This window comes from Streptomyces spiralis, from assembly GCF_014654675.1.
GTDB classification, from domain to species: domain Bacteria; phylum Actinomycetota; class Actinomycetes; order Streptomycetales; family Streptomycetaceae; genus Streptomyces; species Streptomyces spiralis.
This window is the reverse complement of record NZ_BNBC01000074.1, coordinates 1-12,784: the sequence shown is the minus strand read 5'-3', so window position 1 is coordinate 12,784 and position 12,784 is coordinate 1. Positions and strand designations below refer to the sequence as shown.

Here is a 12,784-nt window from a genome sequence, read left to right as displayed (position 1 = left end):
CGACCGCTACCGCTGGGGAACGGCGAGCTGACGGCCGCGGTAGAAGCCCTCGCGCTCCTCCACGACGTACGGGGCCATGGCCGCGCGCCGCTGCGCCTCCGACTCGGAGGTCCGCCACGCGTCGCAGGCCTCCTGGGACTCCCAGAAGGACACACCGGTGACCTCCTGACCGTCCTGCGACCAGTACGCGTAGGAGCGGTGCAGACCCCGCGGATACGGTTCGGGACGCCACGCTCTCTCGAACTCCTCCAGGGCGCCCGGCTGCAGGCGGCGCGTCGTCACCCAGACGTAGTACTCCTCCATGGTGGCCTCCTCCGCACCGCCGCGTCAGTACGCCGGCGCTGCCGTCGCACCGGTCAGGCGTGGTCGACCAGTTGGGCGTGGCCCTTCTGCCGCGCGCAGTGGGCGCAGCAGAAGAACTGCCCGTCCGTCTGCAAACCGTGGCCCAGGATCCGGCAGTTGCAGTTGTCGCAGTTCGGAGCCATGCGCTGGGCCGCGCACTCCAGGCTGTCGAAGACGTGCACCGCTCCGGCGGCTCGTACTTCGAAGGCCATCTCGTAGTCATTGCCGCAGACTTCGCACGTCGCCATCGACTTCCTCCATCCGCTTCCCGCAGCGGGCGGGAACGGGGCCCGGCCGCCGGTACACCCATGAGCCTGTGGGCGGCCCATCGGCGGCGCAACTCAGCGGGCTGCGGCGTGATGCGAACGGGTGAGCGGCGCACCGGCCGGGCGTCGGTCAGCCGTTCGGGCCGCGGGGGCTGGTGTGGAGCAGACCCACCAGGCTGAGCAGGGCCCGACGCAGCGCGTCGTCGTCGACGTCCGCGTTGAGGCCGACGCGCACGCCGAAGGCGCTTTGCCGCCGGCTGGTGGCGTACTCGTCGCCGGGGGAGACCAGGACGCCGGCGTCGCGGGCCGCCGCGGTGAACTGCCCGACGCCCCAGGGGTCGGGCAGGGGCAGCCACAGGTGGGGGGCCGCCGGGTCGGGGCGGACGCCGAGGCCCGCCAGGATCTCCGTGGCCATCGCGTTGCGCTCGCGCACGGCGGCGCGGCGGGCGGCGACGATCGTGTCGGCCGTGCCGTCGTCCACCCAGCGGGTGAAGACCTCGCCCAGCAGGGGGGGCGGTGAGCCAGGTGGTCGCCCGCACGGCCGCCGCCGGATCCGGACCGGCCGCCTCCGGCGCGGCGACCACGCCGATCCGCAGGCCCAGGGCGAGCGCCTTCGCCGTGCTGGTCACATGGCAGGTGCGGTCCGGGAGCAGCGCGGCCACCGGGTCGGGACCTCCGGTGGCCAGCGGCCCCAGCGGATCGTCCTCCAGCACCCAGACGTCCGCCCGGGCGCACACCTCGGCGAGGGCGGCGCGGCGGGAGGCGGGCATCGTACGCCCGCTCGGGTTGGCCAGCGTCGGCTGGAGGTGCACCAGCGAGACCTGACCGGTGGCGCACGCGTCGGCCAGCGCGTCCGGGAGCATGCCGTCCTCGTCGCTCTCGACGGCGACGACCGGAAGGGACAGTTGCCGCGCGGCCGCGATGAGACCCGGATTGGTCAGGGGTGTCGTGGCCACCTGCCCGGGCGCGGCCAGGGCCAGCAACAGGGCGGTCAGGGCGTGCTGCGCGCCCGCAGTCAGCACGACCCGCCCCTCGTCGCGCTGCACGCCTCGCCCAGCCAGGTGGCCCTGCTCGCGGCGGCGGGTACGGCACCCTTCTTGCTGCTCGGCCTGCCGGCGGGCGCCTGGGTGGACCGTTGGGCCCGGCGCAGGCTGATGGTGTTCTGCGACCTGGGCCGCGGCGTGCTGCTGGCCACCCTGCCGGTCGCCCAGCTGGCCGGGGTGCTGACCCTCCTTCAGCTGTACGTCGTCGCGCTGGGCGTGGGCGCGCTCAGCGTCTTCTTCGACATCGCCTCGCTCTCGGTGCTGCCCGGGCTGGTCCGGCCCGACCAGATAGCACCCGCCAACGCCCGGCTGGAGGTGGTGCGGGCCACCGCCCAGACATCCGGACCGGCCCTCGGCGGCGCCCTCGTCCAGGTACTCACCGCGCCCCTGGCGCTGGCGGTGGACGCGCTGAGCTACGCGGTCTCCGCCCTCCTGCTGCGCGGGCTGCCCCCAGTGCCCTCACCGCCGGCCGCGGCCCGGTCAGGCAGCCTGCTCGTCCAGATCCGAGCGGGGCTGCGCTTCTGCCTGACCCATCCCTACATCCGCCCGCTGGCCGTCGGCGCGGCATGGCTGAACTTCTGGACCGAGGGACTGCTGGCCGTCTTCCTCACCTACGCCGTACGTGAACTGCGGCTGTCTCCCGCCACGGTCGGTACCGTCCTCGCGGTGGCGGGACTCGGCTACCTCGCCGGCTCGCTCCTCACCCCACGGCTCAACGCCTGGATCGGCGTGGGGCCCGCCATCGTGGTCGGCGCCGCCCTCAACGCGGGCTTCCTGCTGGCCGCCTGGGCGCCGAGTACGGGCACCACCGCCTGGCTGCTCCTCGGATTCACGGTAACCGCCATCGGCGTCAGCGTCTGGAACGTCAACGCCGTCAGCCTCCGCCAGGCCACCACCCCGGACGACCTCCTCGCCCGGATGAACGCGGCCAACCGCTTCCTCATCTGGGGCACCATGCCGCTCGGCGCCGCGGCCGGCGGACTCCTGGCCGACCTGCTCGGCCTGCACCTCGCCGTGATCATCTGCGCACTGGCCGCGCCCGCGTCGGCCCTGCCCGTCGTCTTCTCCGCCGTACGGAAGGTGGCGTCCATGCCGCGGCCACCGGCTCCCACGGGACTCGCGCCCGCGGCCGACCCGACGCCCGCGCCGACGCCCGCGGGAACTCCAACTCCCTGAGAAGGGCCGGGACTCGGCTGCGACGGACACGCGGACACGACCATCGGGAGAGAGAGTTCAGAAACCGGCCCGAGCTCCACGCTGGAACCCGTCGTGACGCCCCTCGGAGGGGTAAGGGGCGGCCGCGCGTGCGGGGTTCGGGCCGCTGCCCGCCGGCACTCCCCGGAGCCTCGCCATCAGCTGTCCACGCCTCCGTGGGATACGACGTGAGCTGGGATTTCTCGGTGTCGGGCCGTACTGTCCGGTCATCGGGAAAGGGGGCCGGATGGACCGGAACATCCGCACCGTCGAGGACGTGCTGCGACTCCTGGACGACCTGTTCACACCTCAGGCGGACCGCTGGACGAGCGGCGCGGCCGACTGGTGGGACACCTTCTACGGCGACCGTTCCAGAGCGGTGCCGTTCTTCGTGGCCAAGCCGGACGAGAGTCTCGCCTCGTACCTCGACCGCGGGCTCATCACCCCGGGCCGGGCGCTCGACCTGGGCTGCGGGCCCGGACGCAACGCACTGTACCTGGACTCCCTCGGCTTCCAGGTGGACGCCGTCGACCTCTCCCCGACAGCCATCGGCTGGGCCGAGGAACGCGCCCGTGAGACCGGGGCCCGCGTCCGGTTCCTTCAGGGGAACGCCTTCGCGCTGGCCGGCACGGAGCTGAGCGGGGGCTACGACCTGATCCACGACTCGGGCTGCTTCCACCATCTGCCGCCCCACCGCCGCATCAGCTATCTCTCCCTGCTGGACCAACTCCTCGCCCCGGGCGGCCATTACGCGCTCACCTGCTTCACGGACGGGGAGGCCGGGGGGTCCGACCTCCCCGACGCGGCCTTCTATCGCGATGCCCGCCTCCACGGCGGGCTCGCCTACAGCCCACAGGCGCTGCGCCGGATCTTCTCCGACCTGACCGAGGTCGAGCTGCGACGCATGCGCGACGAACCGCCCGAGTCCGCGTACTTCGGCGAACCCTTTCTGTGGGCCGCCCTCTTCCGGCGCGACGCCTGATCCACCGGGGCCCCACCGCCTCCCGTCCCGCCGTCACCCGCCGATGTGGTCCCGCAGCGGGGCGGGCTTCAGCCCGGCCGCCGCGGCCGCGTCCAGAACCCGGCGCAGATCCTGTTCCACGGTCCCGTTGAAGTGCAGCAGGACGATGTCGCCGGGCTTCAGCCGGGGCACCAAAACGGGGTTCGTCCAGGTCGTGAGGTCGTACGTCCACGTCACCACCGCCTCCACGCCGCAGGCACGGGCGGTGGTCCGGGTGGTGTCGTCGTACGCCCCGTACGGCGGTCGCATCAGCAGCGGGCTGTCGCCGAACTCGGCGAGGTCCTGGTCGCGTGCCCCGCAGATCTCCGCCTTCTGGCCGGCGGCGTCCAGCGTGGTCAGGTCCGGGTGGTCGACGGTGTGGTTCTCGGCCCGGGAACGGCCGTGGTCGAGCAGGGTGTGGAAGTACTCGGGATCGTACGAGTACGCACCGGGCAGCAGGAACAGGGAGGCGGGCACCTGCCGGTCGAGCAGCGGTTTCTGGGCGGCCGGGTCGTGGTTCCAGCCGTCGTCGATGGTGATGAACGCGACCGGGTCGGTGGTGTCGACGTGGGTGACGACCAGCGCGGGATCGGGCCAAGCGGTCGCCGTCCGGTGGGCCGCGGCGTGGGCGGGGCGCGGTGAGCGCGCCGATGAGAGCAAGGGGGACAAGGGCGGTGAGGGCACTGCGTACCGCGCAGGGCAAGCCGGGTCTCGGCATGGCGGCCATATTGGCCTAGACCAACTCGGCAGGTCCATGGGCCCGGTGGCAGCTGAAACGGAGGCGCCAGTTCCGTCTGACCTGTGTCGATGGCGCGAGGCCGTCGCGGGGACGCCGGGCCGCCTGTGCTGCGGCACATGTCCCCCAAGACCGGGCCGAGGCGATCGCGGCGCGCGGCCACCGGGTGATCATGCCGGACTTCCGCGGTCACGGCGCGAGCGCAAAGCCCCACGAGGCCGCCGCCCACGCCTCCGACGTCGTGGCCGACGACGTTCGGAGACCACTGGACGGCAGCCGCCGCCCCGGAGCTCACCACGGCGATCGTCGCATTCCTCGCGCTGGACCAGACCATACGATTGCTTTACTCATTGCCCGGCACGGCCCCCGGACCGCCGGGTACTCGAGCCATCCTGGACGCGAGGAATCGCGAGGAAATGAGGAGCGCGACCATGGCTCCCGCGACACAGAAGACGACAGCGTCCGTACGGGACGGTCGGAAGGCCCCCGTCCGCGCCACGAAGCGGCACAATCCGGCGCCCGAGCCGGACGGGGATCCCGATCTGCTGGGCCAGTACCTGAGGCAGGTCGGGGCGACCCCGCTGCTCGACGCGGAGGACGAGGTACGGCTGGCGCGGCGCATCGAGGCCGGCGTGCAGGCCATGGAGGAACTGGCGCAGGCCGAGAGCGACGGGCGTGAGCTCGCGCCGCGGCACCGACGGGAGCTGGAGCTCGCGGTGCACGACGGCCAGGAGGCCAAGGACCACATGGTGCGGGCCAACCTCCGGCTCGTCGTGTCCATGGCCAAGCGGCACGCCCACCGCGGTCTGCCCCTGCTCGACGTCATTCAGGAGGGCAATCTCGGCCTCATCAGGGCCGTGGAGAAGTTCGACCACACCAAGGGATTCAAGTTCTCCACCTACGCCACCTGGTGGATCCGCCAGGCGATCGAACGGGGCCTGGCCACGCACGCACGCTCGGTGCGGCTGCCGATGCACGTCGTGGAGCAACTGCACAAGATCGCCAAGGTCGAGCGCAAGCTGCAGCTGCAGCTCGGGCGCGAGCCCACCGTCGAAGAGGTCGCCCGGGACGGCGGTGTCGCCGAGGACCGGGTCGCCTGGCTGCGGCGCGTCGGCCGGCAGGTGATCAGTCTGGACATGCCGGTGGACGACACCGGCGAGACGGTGGTCGGTGACCTCATCCCCGACAGCGAGGTGCTCCAGGCCCCGGAAGTCGCCGAGTACCAGGCGCTCGCCGAGGAGCTGCGCGAGGCCATGGACACCCTGGCGCCACGCGAGGCGCTCATCCTCAGCCTCCGCTACGGCCTCCACGACGGGCGTCAGCGCACCCTCAAGGAGGTCGCGGAACACATCGGCCTGACCCGCGAGCGAGTGCGTCAGCTGGAGAAGCAGTCCCTCGCCCTGCTCAGGGAGCAGGAGCCGGGAGAACGCCTTCAGGCGTGGGCGAGTTGACGGGAGTACGCTCCCTGGGCCAAGGACGACCGCGGACGACCGGCCGTCGACTCACACGAGCCCCATGAGGAACATGCATCACTTCGGCATCCTGGCGCACAGCACGGGAGGCGCGGCGCTCAACTTCCTGGCCTACTGCGAGGAGGGGTTCAAGCGGACGGGCCGCCATGAGCACCCGGACGTGACACTGGACTACATCGCCTTCGGCCACAGCATGGCGGCCTGGGACTCCGGTGACCACGACGCGGTACGGCGCACGCTCGCCGTCAGTGTGGACCGGCTGGCCCGCGCCGGGGCCGCCTTCTTCGCCTGCCCCGACAACACCGCGCACATGGCCCTGGAGCGCCCCGGCCCCGATCTCGCCCTGCCGGGCCTGCACATCGCCGACGTGGTCGCCGACCAGGCCGCCCGGGACGGCCACAAGCGTGTCGCCGTACTCGGCACGAAGTACACCATGGACGGCCCGGTCTACCCCCGTGCGCTCGCCGCGCGCCGGATCGCCATGGAACTCCCCGAACCCGAGGACCGCGAGGTGCTCAACCGCATCATCTTCGACGAACTGGTCAGAGGAGTGCTCACCGAGGCCTCGCGCCAGGAGTACCTGCGCGTGATCACCGGGCTGGCCGAGCGGGGATGCGACGCCGTCGCCCTCGCGTGCACGGAGATCCCGCTCCTGATCACGCCCGAGATCTCCCCGCTGCCCACCCTCGACTCCACCCGCCTCCTGGCCCGCGCCGCCTACGAGGTGGCCGTCGGCGAACAGCCACTCCCCACCTGGCACGGCGGCCCACCCACCGACTGACCCGGAACCGGTGGGGCTGGTCCCACCGGAACGACCAGGCCGCACCGTAGAGCCTGCCTCTGACAGAGCAGCCGGCCCGGACGGCGATGTTGCGGGCGTGAGGGGCGTCGGGGCAGGGTTCGGGGTGTGTCTACCTTGCTGATCGTGCACCATACGCCGTCGCCGAACTGTCAGGCGCTGTTCGAGGCCGTCGTCGCCGGGGCGACGGCGCCGGAGATCGAGGGCGTTCGGGTGGTGCGGCGGGCCGCGCTGGCCGCGACGGCCTCCGACGTACTGGATGCGGACGCCTATCTGCTGGGCACACCGGCGAACCTGGGCTACATGTCCGGTGCCCTCAAGCACTTCTTCGACCAGATCTACTACCCGTGCCTGGACACCACACGCGGCCGGCCGTTCGGCTTCTACGTCCACGGGGGCAACGACGTGACGGGTGCGGTACGGGGAATCGAGTCGATCACGACCGGCCTGGGCTGGCGGCGAGCGGCGGACGCGGTGACCGTGACCGGCGAGCCGGACAAGAGCGACACCGAGGCGTGCTGGGAACTGGGTGCGACCGTCGCGGCGGGCCTGATGGCCTGACCGGCGGATGCCGCGGACGGCGGCCAGGACGGACGGGCCCCTGACCGGCGTGATGCCGGACAGGGGCCCGTACCGTGAGGCGATGCGCCTACGTCAGCCGTCCGACTCCGCGGACGGAATGTAGGCGCCCGGCACGTCGTTGGGCGCGAAGATCCGGTCCTCGCCGGGGTACGGCTTCTTCCAGTTGTGCGTCTGGTACCACGTGAAGTGGTTCATCTGCGCCGGGTTGGCGTAGTCCGGCACGGCGCCCGGCCCGGTCAGCCGCTGCTTCGACTTCCACTGGTCCCACTCCGCGGCGAGCTGCTGCTTGTCCGCCGGCACCGTCGACGACGGCACGGCCGCCGCCTTGGGGTCCTGCGGTGCCGGGGTGTCCACGCCGCAGGACGGCGGAGTCTTCAGACCGTCCGTCAGCGAGGTCCGGTTGGGCAGCGCCTTGAACGGCGTGTAGTCAGGCTTCCTGGTGAACGCCCCGGCCATCGGGGTGGCCGCGCTGTCCTTCTGGTTCATCGGGTGGATCCCGAGGATCTGCTCGATGGTGCGGATCATCGTGATCTGCGAGTAGTAGCGGCTGTCGACGGTGCCGTGCTGGGCCCAGGGGCTGATGATCTGGATCGGGGCACGGTGGCCGTCGACGTGGTCGAGACCGGCCTGGGAGTCGTCCTCGACGACGAAGATCGCCGAGTCCTTCCAGTACTTGCTGTGGGAGATCTCGTCGACCATCTTGCCGACCGCGAGGTCGTTGTCCGCCACCTGAGCCGCCGCGCTCGCCGGACCACCGGTGTGGTCGTTGGAGAGCCAGAACATGTTCAGGTTCGCCGGACCGTTCTTCTCGAAGTCCTGCTTCCAGATCTCGTACTTGTAGACGTCCGGGACACTGGTGTCGAACATCGGGAAGCCGGGCACCGACACGTCGTTGAGCGAGGGGATCGCCGAGCCCGTCTGTATCGGGTAGGCGGTCTTCTGCCCGGTCGACGCCATGTTCTTGGCGTCGCAGTACAGGTTCTGCCAGGTGGCGCCGGACGGCTTGGTCTCCAGCGACTGGAACTCGCCGAAGTCCCGCACGGTCTTCCCGGCCGCCTGCGCACCGGTCCAGATGAAGCCCGACTTCTGGTGGCCGAGAGCGTCGTTCTCCGTGTCGTAGCTGCGCGCGTACTCACCGGCGGAGGACTCGGTGTACTCCGGGTCGTCGGCCTGCATCAGCCAGTTGTGGCCCTCGGCGGAGTTCGTGCCGATGTCGTACGTGTTGTCGTACAGCCCGAACTGCTTGGCCATGGCGTGCTGGTTCGGCGTCACGTTCTCGCCGAACTGCGTCAGCGACGCGTCGCCGTTGCCCTGCGGGACGTCGCCGAGGACCTGGTCGTAGGTCCGGTTCTCCTTGACGATCAGGAAGACGTGCTTGATCGTCGACGGGTCGCCGATCCGCTGCGGGACCGGTACCGGCTTGGCCTTGCTCCTGCCCTTGGCCAGCTTGACCGAGCCGGCGGTCCAGCCGTTCTGCTGGAAGACCTTGGCCGTCTGGGACCTGATGACGCTGTCGTCCGGCAGCGTGAACCGCTGCACGCTCGACGTCGTGTCATGGGTGCCGTGGCCGCCACTGGTGGTGGGCCGGCGGGCGTCGACACCACGGGTGTTGGAGACCAGCACCTCCTTGCCGACCGTGGTGATCTCCGCGGGGAAGTAGTCCGTCGGGAGCAGGCCGACGTAGCTGACCGGCTCCTGCGGGCTCTTGTACCGGTAGACGGCGACGGCGTTGGCGCGGCCGAGCGTCACCAGCAGGCGGCCGTCGTCGGTGAGCGTCACCGCGTTGGGCTCGTAGCCCACCGACGCCTCCGGCCACGGCTGGGTGTTGATGGTCTGCACGACCTTGTTCTTGCCGGTGTCGATGACCGACACGTCGTTGGTGGCGGTGTTGGTGACGAACAGCGCCTTGCCCTTGGCGTACAGGGCGGTGGGGTGCAGACCGACGTCGATGCTCGTCGGCGCGGCCTGCGGGTTCGCCAGGTCGATGACGCTGACCGTGCCGGTGGTGGTGGCCCCGGTCTTCGGGTCGGCCGGCACCTGGGTGCCGTACGAGTTCATGGTGGTGTCGCCGGCCTTGGCCGGACGGCCGCCCTCGTTGCTGACGTAGAGCCTGTCGCCGACCTGGACCATGTCGCGCGGGGCGTTGCCCACGGCCCAGCTCTGCTTGACGGCCCCGGTCGCCGCGTCGATGGCGACCACCCGGTTCTGGCCGTTGACCGCGGAGTACACGGTGGAGCCGTCGGAGGAGAACACCGCCTCGCCGACCAGCGCGTGCTTGGAACCGTCGGCCGGGATGGTGATCGAGGTCGGGTTGGTGACGGTGCCGTCCGGGTTGACCGTGAACCTGGTGTAACCATCGGTCTGGCCCAGCCACAGCTGCTTGCCGTCGGGGGAGTAGGTGGGGCCTTCCTGGCCCACGGAGTTGCTGGCCAGGCGCGGGGTCGACGACGCGGCGGTGCCGACGACCTGCTGCACCTTCCAGCTCTTGACGTCGACTATGGCCAGGGCGGCGCCGCCGTCGGTGACCGAGGCCGCGAGGTGGGTGCCGTCCGGGCTGACCGAGGACGACATGATCTTGCCGTTGTCGATGACGAGGCGGTCACCGTACGGGGCGATGTACTGGTCGCTGGAGACGACCTGGCCCCGGTCGGTGCTCTGGCCGACCTGGTCGGTGCCGAACTGCCGCGTCTGGGCGTAACCGATACCGGCGGTGACCGCGAGCACGACCGCGGTGGCGGTCGCCGTGAGGGTGCTCCGGCGGCCGATGCGTCTGCCGAGGAGGTCCCTCCCGACAGTCCGGCGCTGGCGTGTTACCTGCATGGAGTCATCCCTTCGAGGTGCGAAGAAGTTCGACGTTGCCGTCGAACTGCCAAAGTGGGTTCGGTGCGTCCCCGTTCGGGGTCCGCACGAGGAAGTAGCCGTTGACTTCCTTCGGTCCGTCGCCGTCGGCCACGAACCGCCCGTCTGCGGTGACGTCGAGTTGGTAGATGGCCGTCCCGGTGGCCTCGACGCCGGGGAGGTGCCAGGAGACGACGCAGCGCCAGTCGTTGCCGGGTCCCTCGGCGGCGACCCTCACGCTGCCCTTGGTGCACGCCGCCGTGGCCCTCAACTGCGCTTCGGTGACGGCAGGACGGTGGAGCTGCTCGGTCTGCATGCGGTAGAGGTGGGCGAACGCCGTGGCGACCGAGCCCTGCACCTTGTCCTGCGTGATCCCGGAGCCCGTGGCCGTGGCCGTCGTCGACGCGGCGACGACCGCGACACCCGCGGCGACCAGCCCGGCCAGCGGCAGGACCGCCGCGGTGACGGCACGACGGCCCGAGCCGTCGTCGGTCGGGTTGGTGAAGTCGCGCCGCAGGAACAGCAGATAGGCCAGCGCGGTCGCGGTCACCGCCCACACCAGGCCGACGGCGATGCCGATCAGCAGCGGGCCGAGCTGCGCCGGGCCGGTGAACAGGCCGTTCCAGGAGATGAAGGCGTAGCCGGGCAGGGCGAGTCGGACCGCGACGGGGAGCGGCAGCATCTGCGCGAGCTGCATCGCCAGCGCGACGAGCGCGGGCAGCAGCAGTCCCATCGGCGACCGCCCCAGCACGACGGACCCGAGCAGTCCGATCGCGGCGAGGGCCAGGGTCGGGGCGAGGACACAGACCCAGGCGAGCAGGACCCGCCCCGCGGCGTCCGACGGCGTCAGCAGATGGCCGTCGAGGCCCACCAACGGCCGGTTGCCGACCGTCGCCAGCCCGCCGGCCGCGCTCGAACAGGCCAGCCCGGCCACGAGCAGCAGGATGACGGTGAGGCTGGCCAGTGCCTTCGCGGCGAAGATCCGCCGGGGGGAGCGGACCGCCACGAGCAGGTGGCGCCAGGTGCCCAGCCGGTCCTCGGAGGCGAACACGTCCCCGGCGACCAGTGAGGTCAGCAGGGGCAGCGCCCAGGTGCCCGCGAAACCGAGCATCACCAGCGGTCCGGCCCATCCCGTGGCATGCATCCAGCGGCCGAAGAGGGTGTCCGTGGGCAGCGTGCTCTGCTGGCTCACCGCGGCGACGAACAGGCCCGGCGCGAGCCAGCAGGCCAGGACGGCCAGCCGGATCCGCCACTGCGAGACCAGCTTGACCAGTTCGAAGCGGTAGCCGCGCGCCACCGAGACGCGGACGGGGCGGGCGCCGGCAGGGTGGTCGACGGCGACGGTCGCGGTCATCGGGCGTCCTCCCGCTGCTCGGTGAGGGCGAGGAACGCCGCCTCGAGCGGCGAGACCACGGGTGCGAGCTCGCGCAACGCGATACCGCCGCGCACGAGCCGCACCACCAGTTCGTCGAGGGCGGGCACCAGCGCGCGCACGACGAGCGCCTCGGTGTCGCGCCGTGCCACGGCGTCGTCGGCGATCCGGATCCCGGCCGTGTCGGCGGCGAGCCGACGGGCGGCCTCCGGGTCGGAGGTGCGCAGCCGGTAGTCGAGTTCGCGGTTCTCGGCGGCGAGCTTGCTCAACGGGCCGGAGAACACGATCCGTCCGGTGGCGATGATGGTGACCTCGGAGCACAGCGCCTCGAGGTCGTCCATGCGGTGGCTGGAGAGCACGACGCCGGTTCCGTCTGCCGCGAGTCGGGTGAGGACGCCGTGGACGTGCTTCTTGCCGGCCGGGTCGAGGCCGTTGGAGGGTTCGTCGAGGACGAGCAGCCGGGGCCGGGTGAGCAGGGCGGCGGCGAGGCCGAGCCGCTGACGCATGCCCAGGGAGAAGCCGCGGGCCCGGTCGTCGGCGACATCGGTGAGCCCGACCTGGTCGAGCACGTCGTCGATCTCGCCAGTCCGCGTGCCGTGGCCGCGCAAGGCGGCCAGCGCGGCGAGGTTCTGCCGTGCGGTCAGCGAGGGGTAGAGACCGGGTCCGTCGACGAATCCGGCGACACCGTCGGGAGCGGCGAGCGCCCGCCCGACCGGCGTACCCAGGATTTCGAGGCTCCCGCTGTCGGCGACGGCCAGGCCCAGCAGGAGGCCGAGCAACGTTGTCTTGCCGGCGCCGTTCGGTCCGACCAGACCGTGGATCTGCCCCTGCTCCACATCCAGATCGATGCCGTCGAGTGCGACGACCTCACCGAAACACCTGGTGATCCCGCGCGCCCGGATGGCGAGACGTGTGTCCATGAGCCCCTTCCCCTTCGAACCCTCAAGGACCCTAGGGACGGCACACGACGCGGTCAGGAACGGTTGGTTGAACGATCATGGAACGGAAGGCGACGTACGTTCGCCGCATCGACGGTCGACGACGAGCACCGCGTCGCACACGCCGAAGGCCGGTGCCGGCAGCGGGTGTTGCTGCGGGCATCGGCCTTGGGGTGTGGTGCTGGGGCGCCTTTGGCTCAGT

Annotated in this window: 12 protein-coding genes and 1 pseudogene; 5 read left to right on the top strand and 8 right to left on the bottom strand. The window is 71.4% G+C overall.

What is annotated here, in order from left to right; genetic code table 11:
* Positions 1-6: 6 nt before the first annotated feature.
* The 4 genes and pseudogenes from IE318_RS41470 to IE318_RS46775 all read right to left on the bottom strand — a co-directional run.
* Positions 7-303 (bottom strand): antibiotic biosynthesis monooxygenase, encoded by a 297-nt coding sequence (locus IE318_RS41470; protein WP_189908042.1) that lies wholly within the window; start codon positions 301-303, stop codon positions 7-9.
* Between the two features lie 53 nt (positions 304-356).
* The gene (locus tag IE318_RS41465; protein ID WP_030182417.1) at positions 357-590 is read right to left on the bottom strand and encodes a metallothionein; all 234 of its coding nucleotides are present in this window, start codon (positions 588-590) and stop codon (positions 357-359) included.
* Positions 591-738: 148 nt separating this feature from the next.
* Positions 739-1,089 carry a hypothetical protein gene (locus tag IE318_RS41460; protein ID WP_189908041.1) on the bottom strand — a complete coding sequence of 117 codons (351 nt, stop codon included), beginning with the start codon at positions 1,087-1,089 and terminating at the stop codon, positions 739-741.
* A gap of 142 nt (positions 1,090-1,231) precedes the next feature.
* Positions 1,232-1,630 (bottom strand): annotated as a pseudogene (locus IE318_RS46775) (PLP-dependent aminotransferase family protein); the annotation flags it as partial.
* Here IE318_RS46775 and IE318_RS41450 point away from each other — a divergent pair.
* Both IE318_RS41450 and IE318_RS41445 read left to right on the top strand, forming a co-directional pair.
* Positions 1,607-2,827: an MFS transporter gene (locus IE318_RS41450; RefSeq protein ID WP_373311437.1), complete on the top strand. Its 1,221-nt coding sequence runs from the start codon at positions 1,607-1,609 to the stop codon at positions 2,825-2,827. The pseudogene IE318_RS46775 and the gene IE318_RS41450 overlap by 24 nt on opposite strands.
* A gap of 265 nt (positions 2,828-3,092) precedes the next feature.
* Positions 3,093-3,827 (top strand): class I SAM-dependent methyltransferase, encoded by a 735-nt coding sequence (locus IE318_RS41445; RefSeq protein ID WP_189908038.1) that lies wholly within the window; start codon positions 3,093-3,095, stop codon positions 3,825-3,827.
* Positions 3,828-3,860: 33 nt separating this feature from the next.
* Here IE318_RS41445 and IE318_RS41440 read toward each other — a convergent pair whose 3' ends face one another.
* On the bottom strand, positions 3,861-4,505 hold the full coding sequence (locus IE318_RS41440) for a polysaccharide deacetylase family protein (protein WP_229904118.1): 645 nt from the start codon (positions 4,503-4,505) through the stop codon (positions 3,861-3,863).
* A gap of 507 nt (positions 4,506-5,012) precedes the next feature.
* On the opposite strand from IE318_RS41440, the gene IE318_RS41435 reads away from it, so the two are divergent.
* From IE318_RS41435 to IE318_RS41425, 3 genes are all read left to right on the top strand, one after another.
* The gene (locus tag IE318_RS41435; RefSeq protein WP_189908037.1) at positions 5,013-6,032 is read left to right on the top strand and encodes a sigma-70 family RNA polymerase sigma factor; all 1,020 of its coding nucleotides are present in this window, start codon (positions 5,013-5,015) and stop codon (positions 6,030-6,032) included.
* 64 nt (positions 6,033-6,096) lie between these two features.
* Positions 6,097-6,834 carry an aspartate/glutamate racemase family protein gene (locus tag IE318_RS41430; RefSeq protein WP_229904117.1) on the top strand — a complete coding sequence of 246 codons (738 nt, stop codon included), beginning with the start codon at positions 6,097-6,099 and terminating at the stop codon, positions 6,832-6,834.
* Positions 6,835-6,960: 126 nt separating this feature from the next.
* On the top strand, positions 6,961-7,413 hold the full coding sequence (locus IE318_RS41425) for a flavodoxin family protein (RefSeq protein WP_030182439.1): 453 nt from the start codon (positions 6,961-6,963) through the stop codon (positions 7,411-7,413).
* A gap of 93 nt (positions 7,414-7,506) precedes the next feature.
* Here the strand turns inward: IE318_RS41425 and IE318_RS41420 are convergent, their stop codons facing one another.
* From IE318_RS41420 to IE318_RS41410, 3 genes are read right to left on the bottom strand one after another with little or no spacing between them, the layout of a single operon-like run.
* Positions 7,507-10,254, bottom strand: coding sequence for an alkaline phosphatase family protein (locus IE318_RS41420; protein WP_189908036.1), 2,748 nt, complete (start codon positions 10,252-10,254; stop codon positions 7,507-7,509).
* Positions 10,255-10,258: 4 nt separating this feature from the next.
* Entirely contained in the window at positions 10,259-11,626 is a 1,368-nt protein-coding gene (locus IE318_RS41415; RefSeq protein ID WP_189908035.1) for an ABC transporter permease, read from the bottom strand.
* Positions 11,623-12,564 carry an ABC transporter ATP-binding protein gene (locus tag IE318_RS41410; protein WP_189908034.1) on the bottom strand — a complete coding sequence of 314 codons (942 nt, stop codon included), beginning with the start codon at positions 12,562-12,564 and terminating at the stop codon, positions 11,623-11,625. The genes IE318_RS41415 and IE318_RS41410 overlap by 4 nt, the downstream gene beginning before the upstream one ends.
* Positions 12,565-12,784 lie beyond the last annotated feature (220 nt).

Coding starts and splice junctions, on each gene's coding strand:
- IE318_RS41470 (WP_189908042.1), bottom strand. CDS start 303: ATGGAGGAGTACTACGTCTGGGTGACGACGCGCCGCCTGCAGCCGGGC.
- IE318_RS41465 (WP_030182417.1), bottom strand. CDS start 590: ATGGCGACGTGCGAAGTCTGCGGCAATGACTACGAGATGGCCTTCGAA.
- IE318_RS41445 (WP_189908038.1), top strand. CDS start 3,093: ATGGACCGGAACATCCGCACCGTCGAGGACGTGCTGCGACTCCTGGAC.
- IE318_RS41435 (WP_189908037.1), top strand. CDS start 5,013: ATGGCTCCCGCGACACAGAAGACGACAGCGTCCGTACGGGACGGTCGG.
- IE318_RS41430 (WP_229904117.1), top strand. CDS start 6,097: ATGAGGAACATGCATCACTTCGGCATCCTGGCGCACAGCACGGGAGGC.
- IE318_RS41420 (WP_189908036.1), bottom strand. CDS start 10,254: ATGCAGGTAACACGCCAGCGCCGGACTGTCGGGAGGGACCTCCTCGGC.
- IE318_RS41415 (WP_189908035.1), bottom strand. CDS start 11,626: ATGACCGCGACCGTCGCCGTCGACCACCCTGCCGGCGCCCGCCCCGTC.
- IE318_RS41410 (WP_189908034.1), bottom strand. CDS start 12,564: ATGGACACACGTCTCGCCATCCGGGCGCGCGGGATCACCAGGTGTTTC.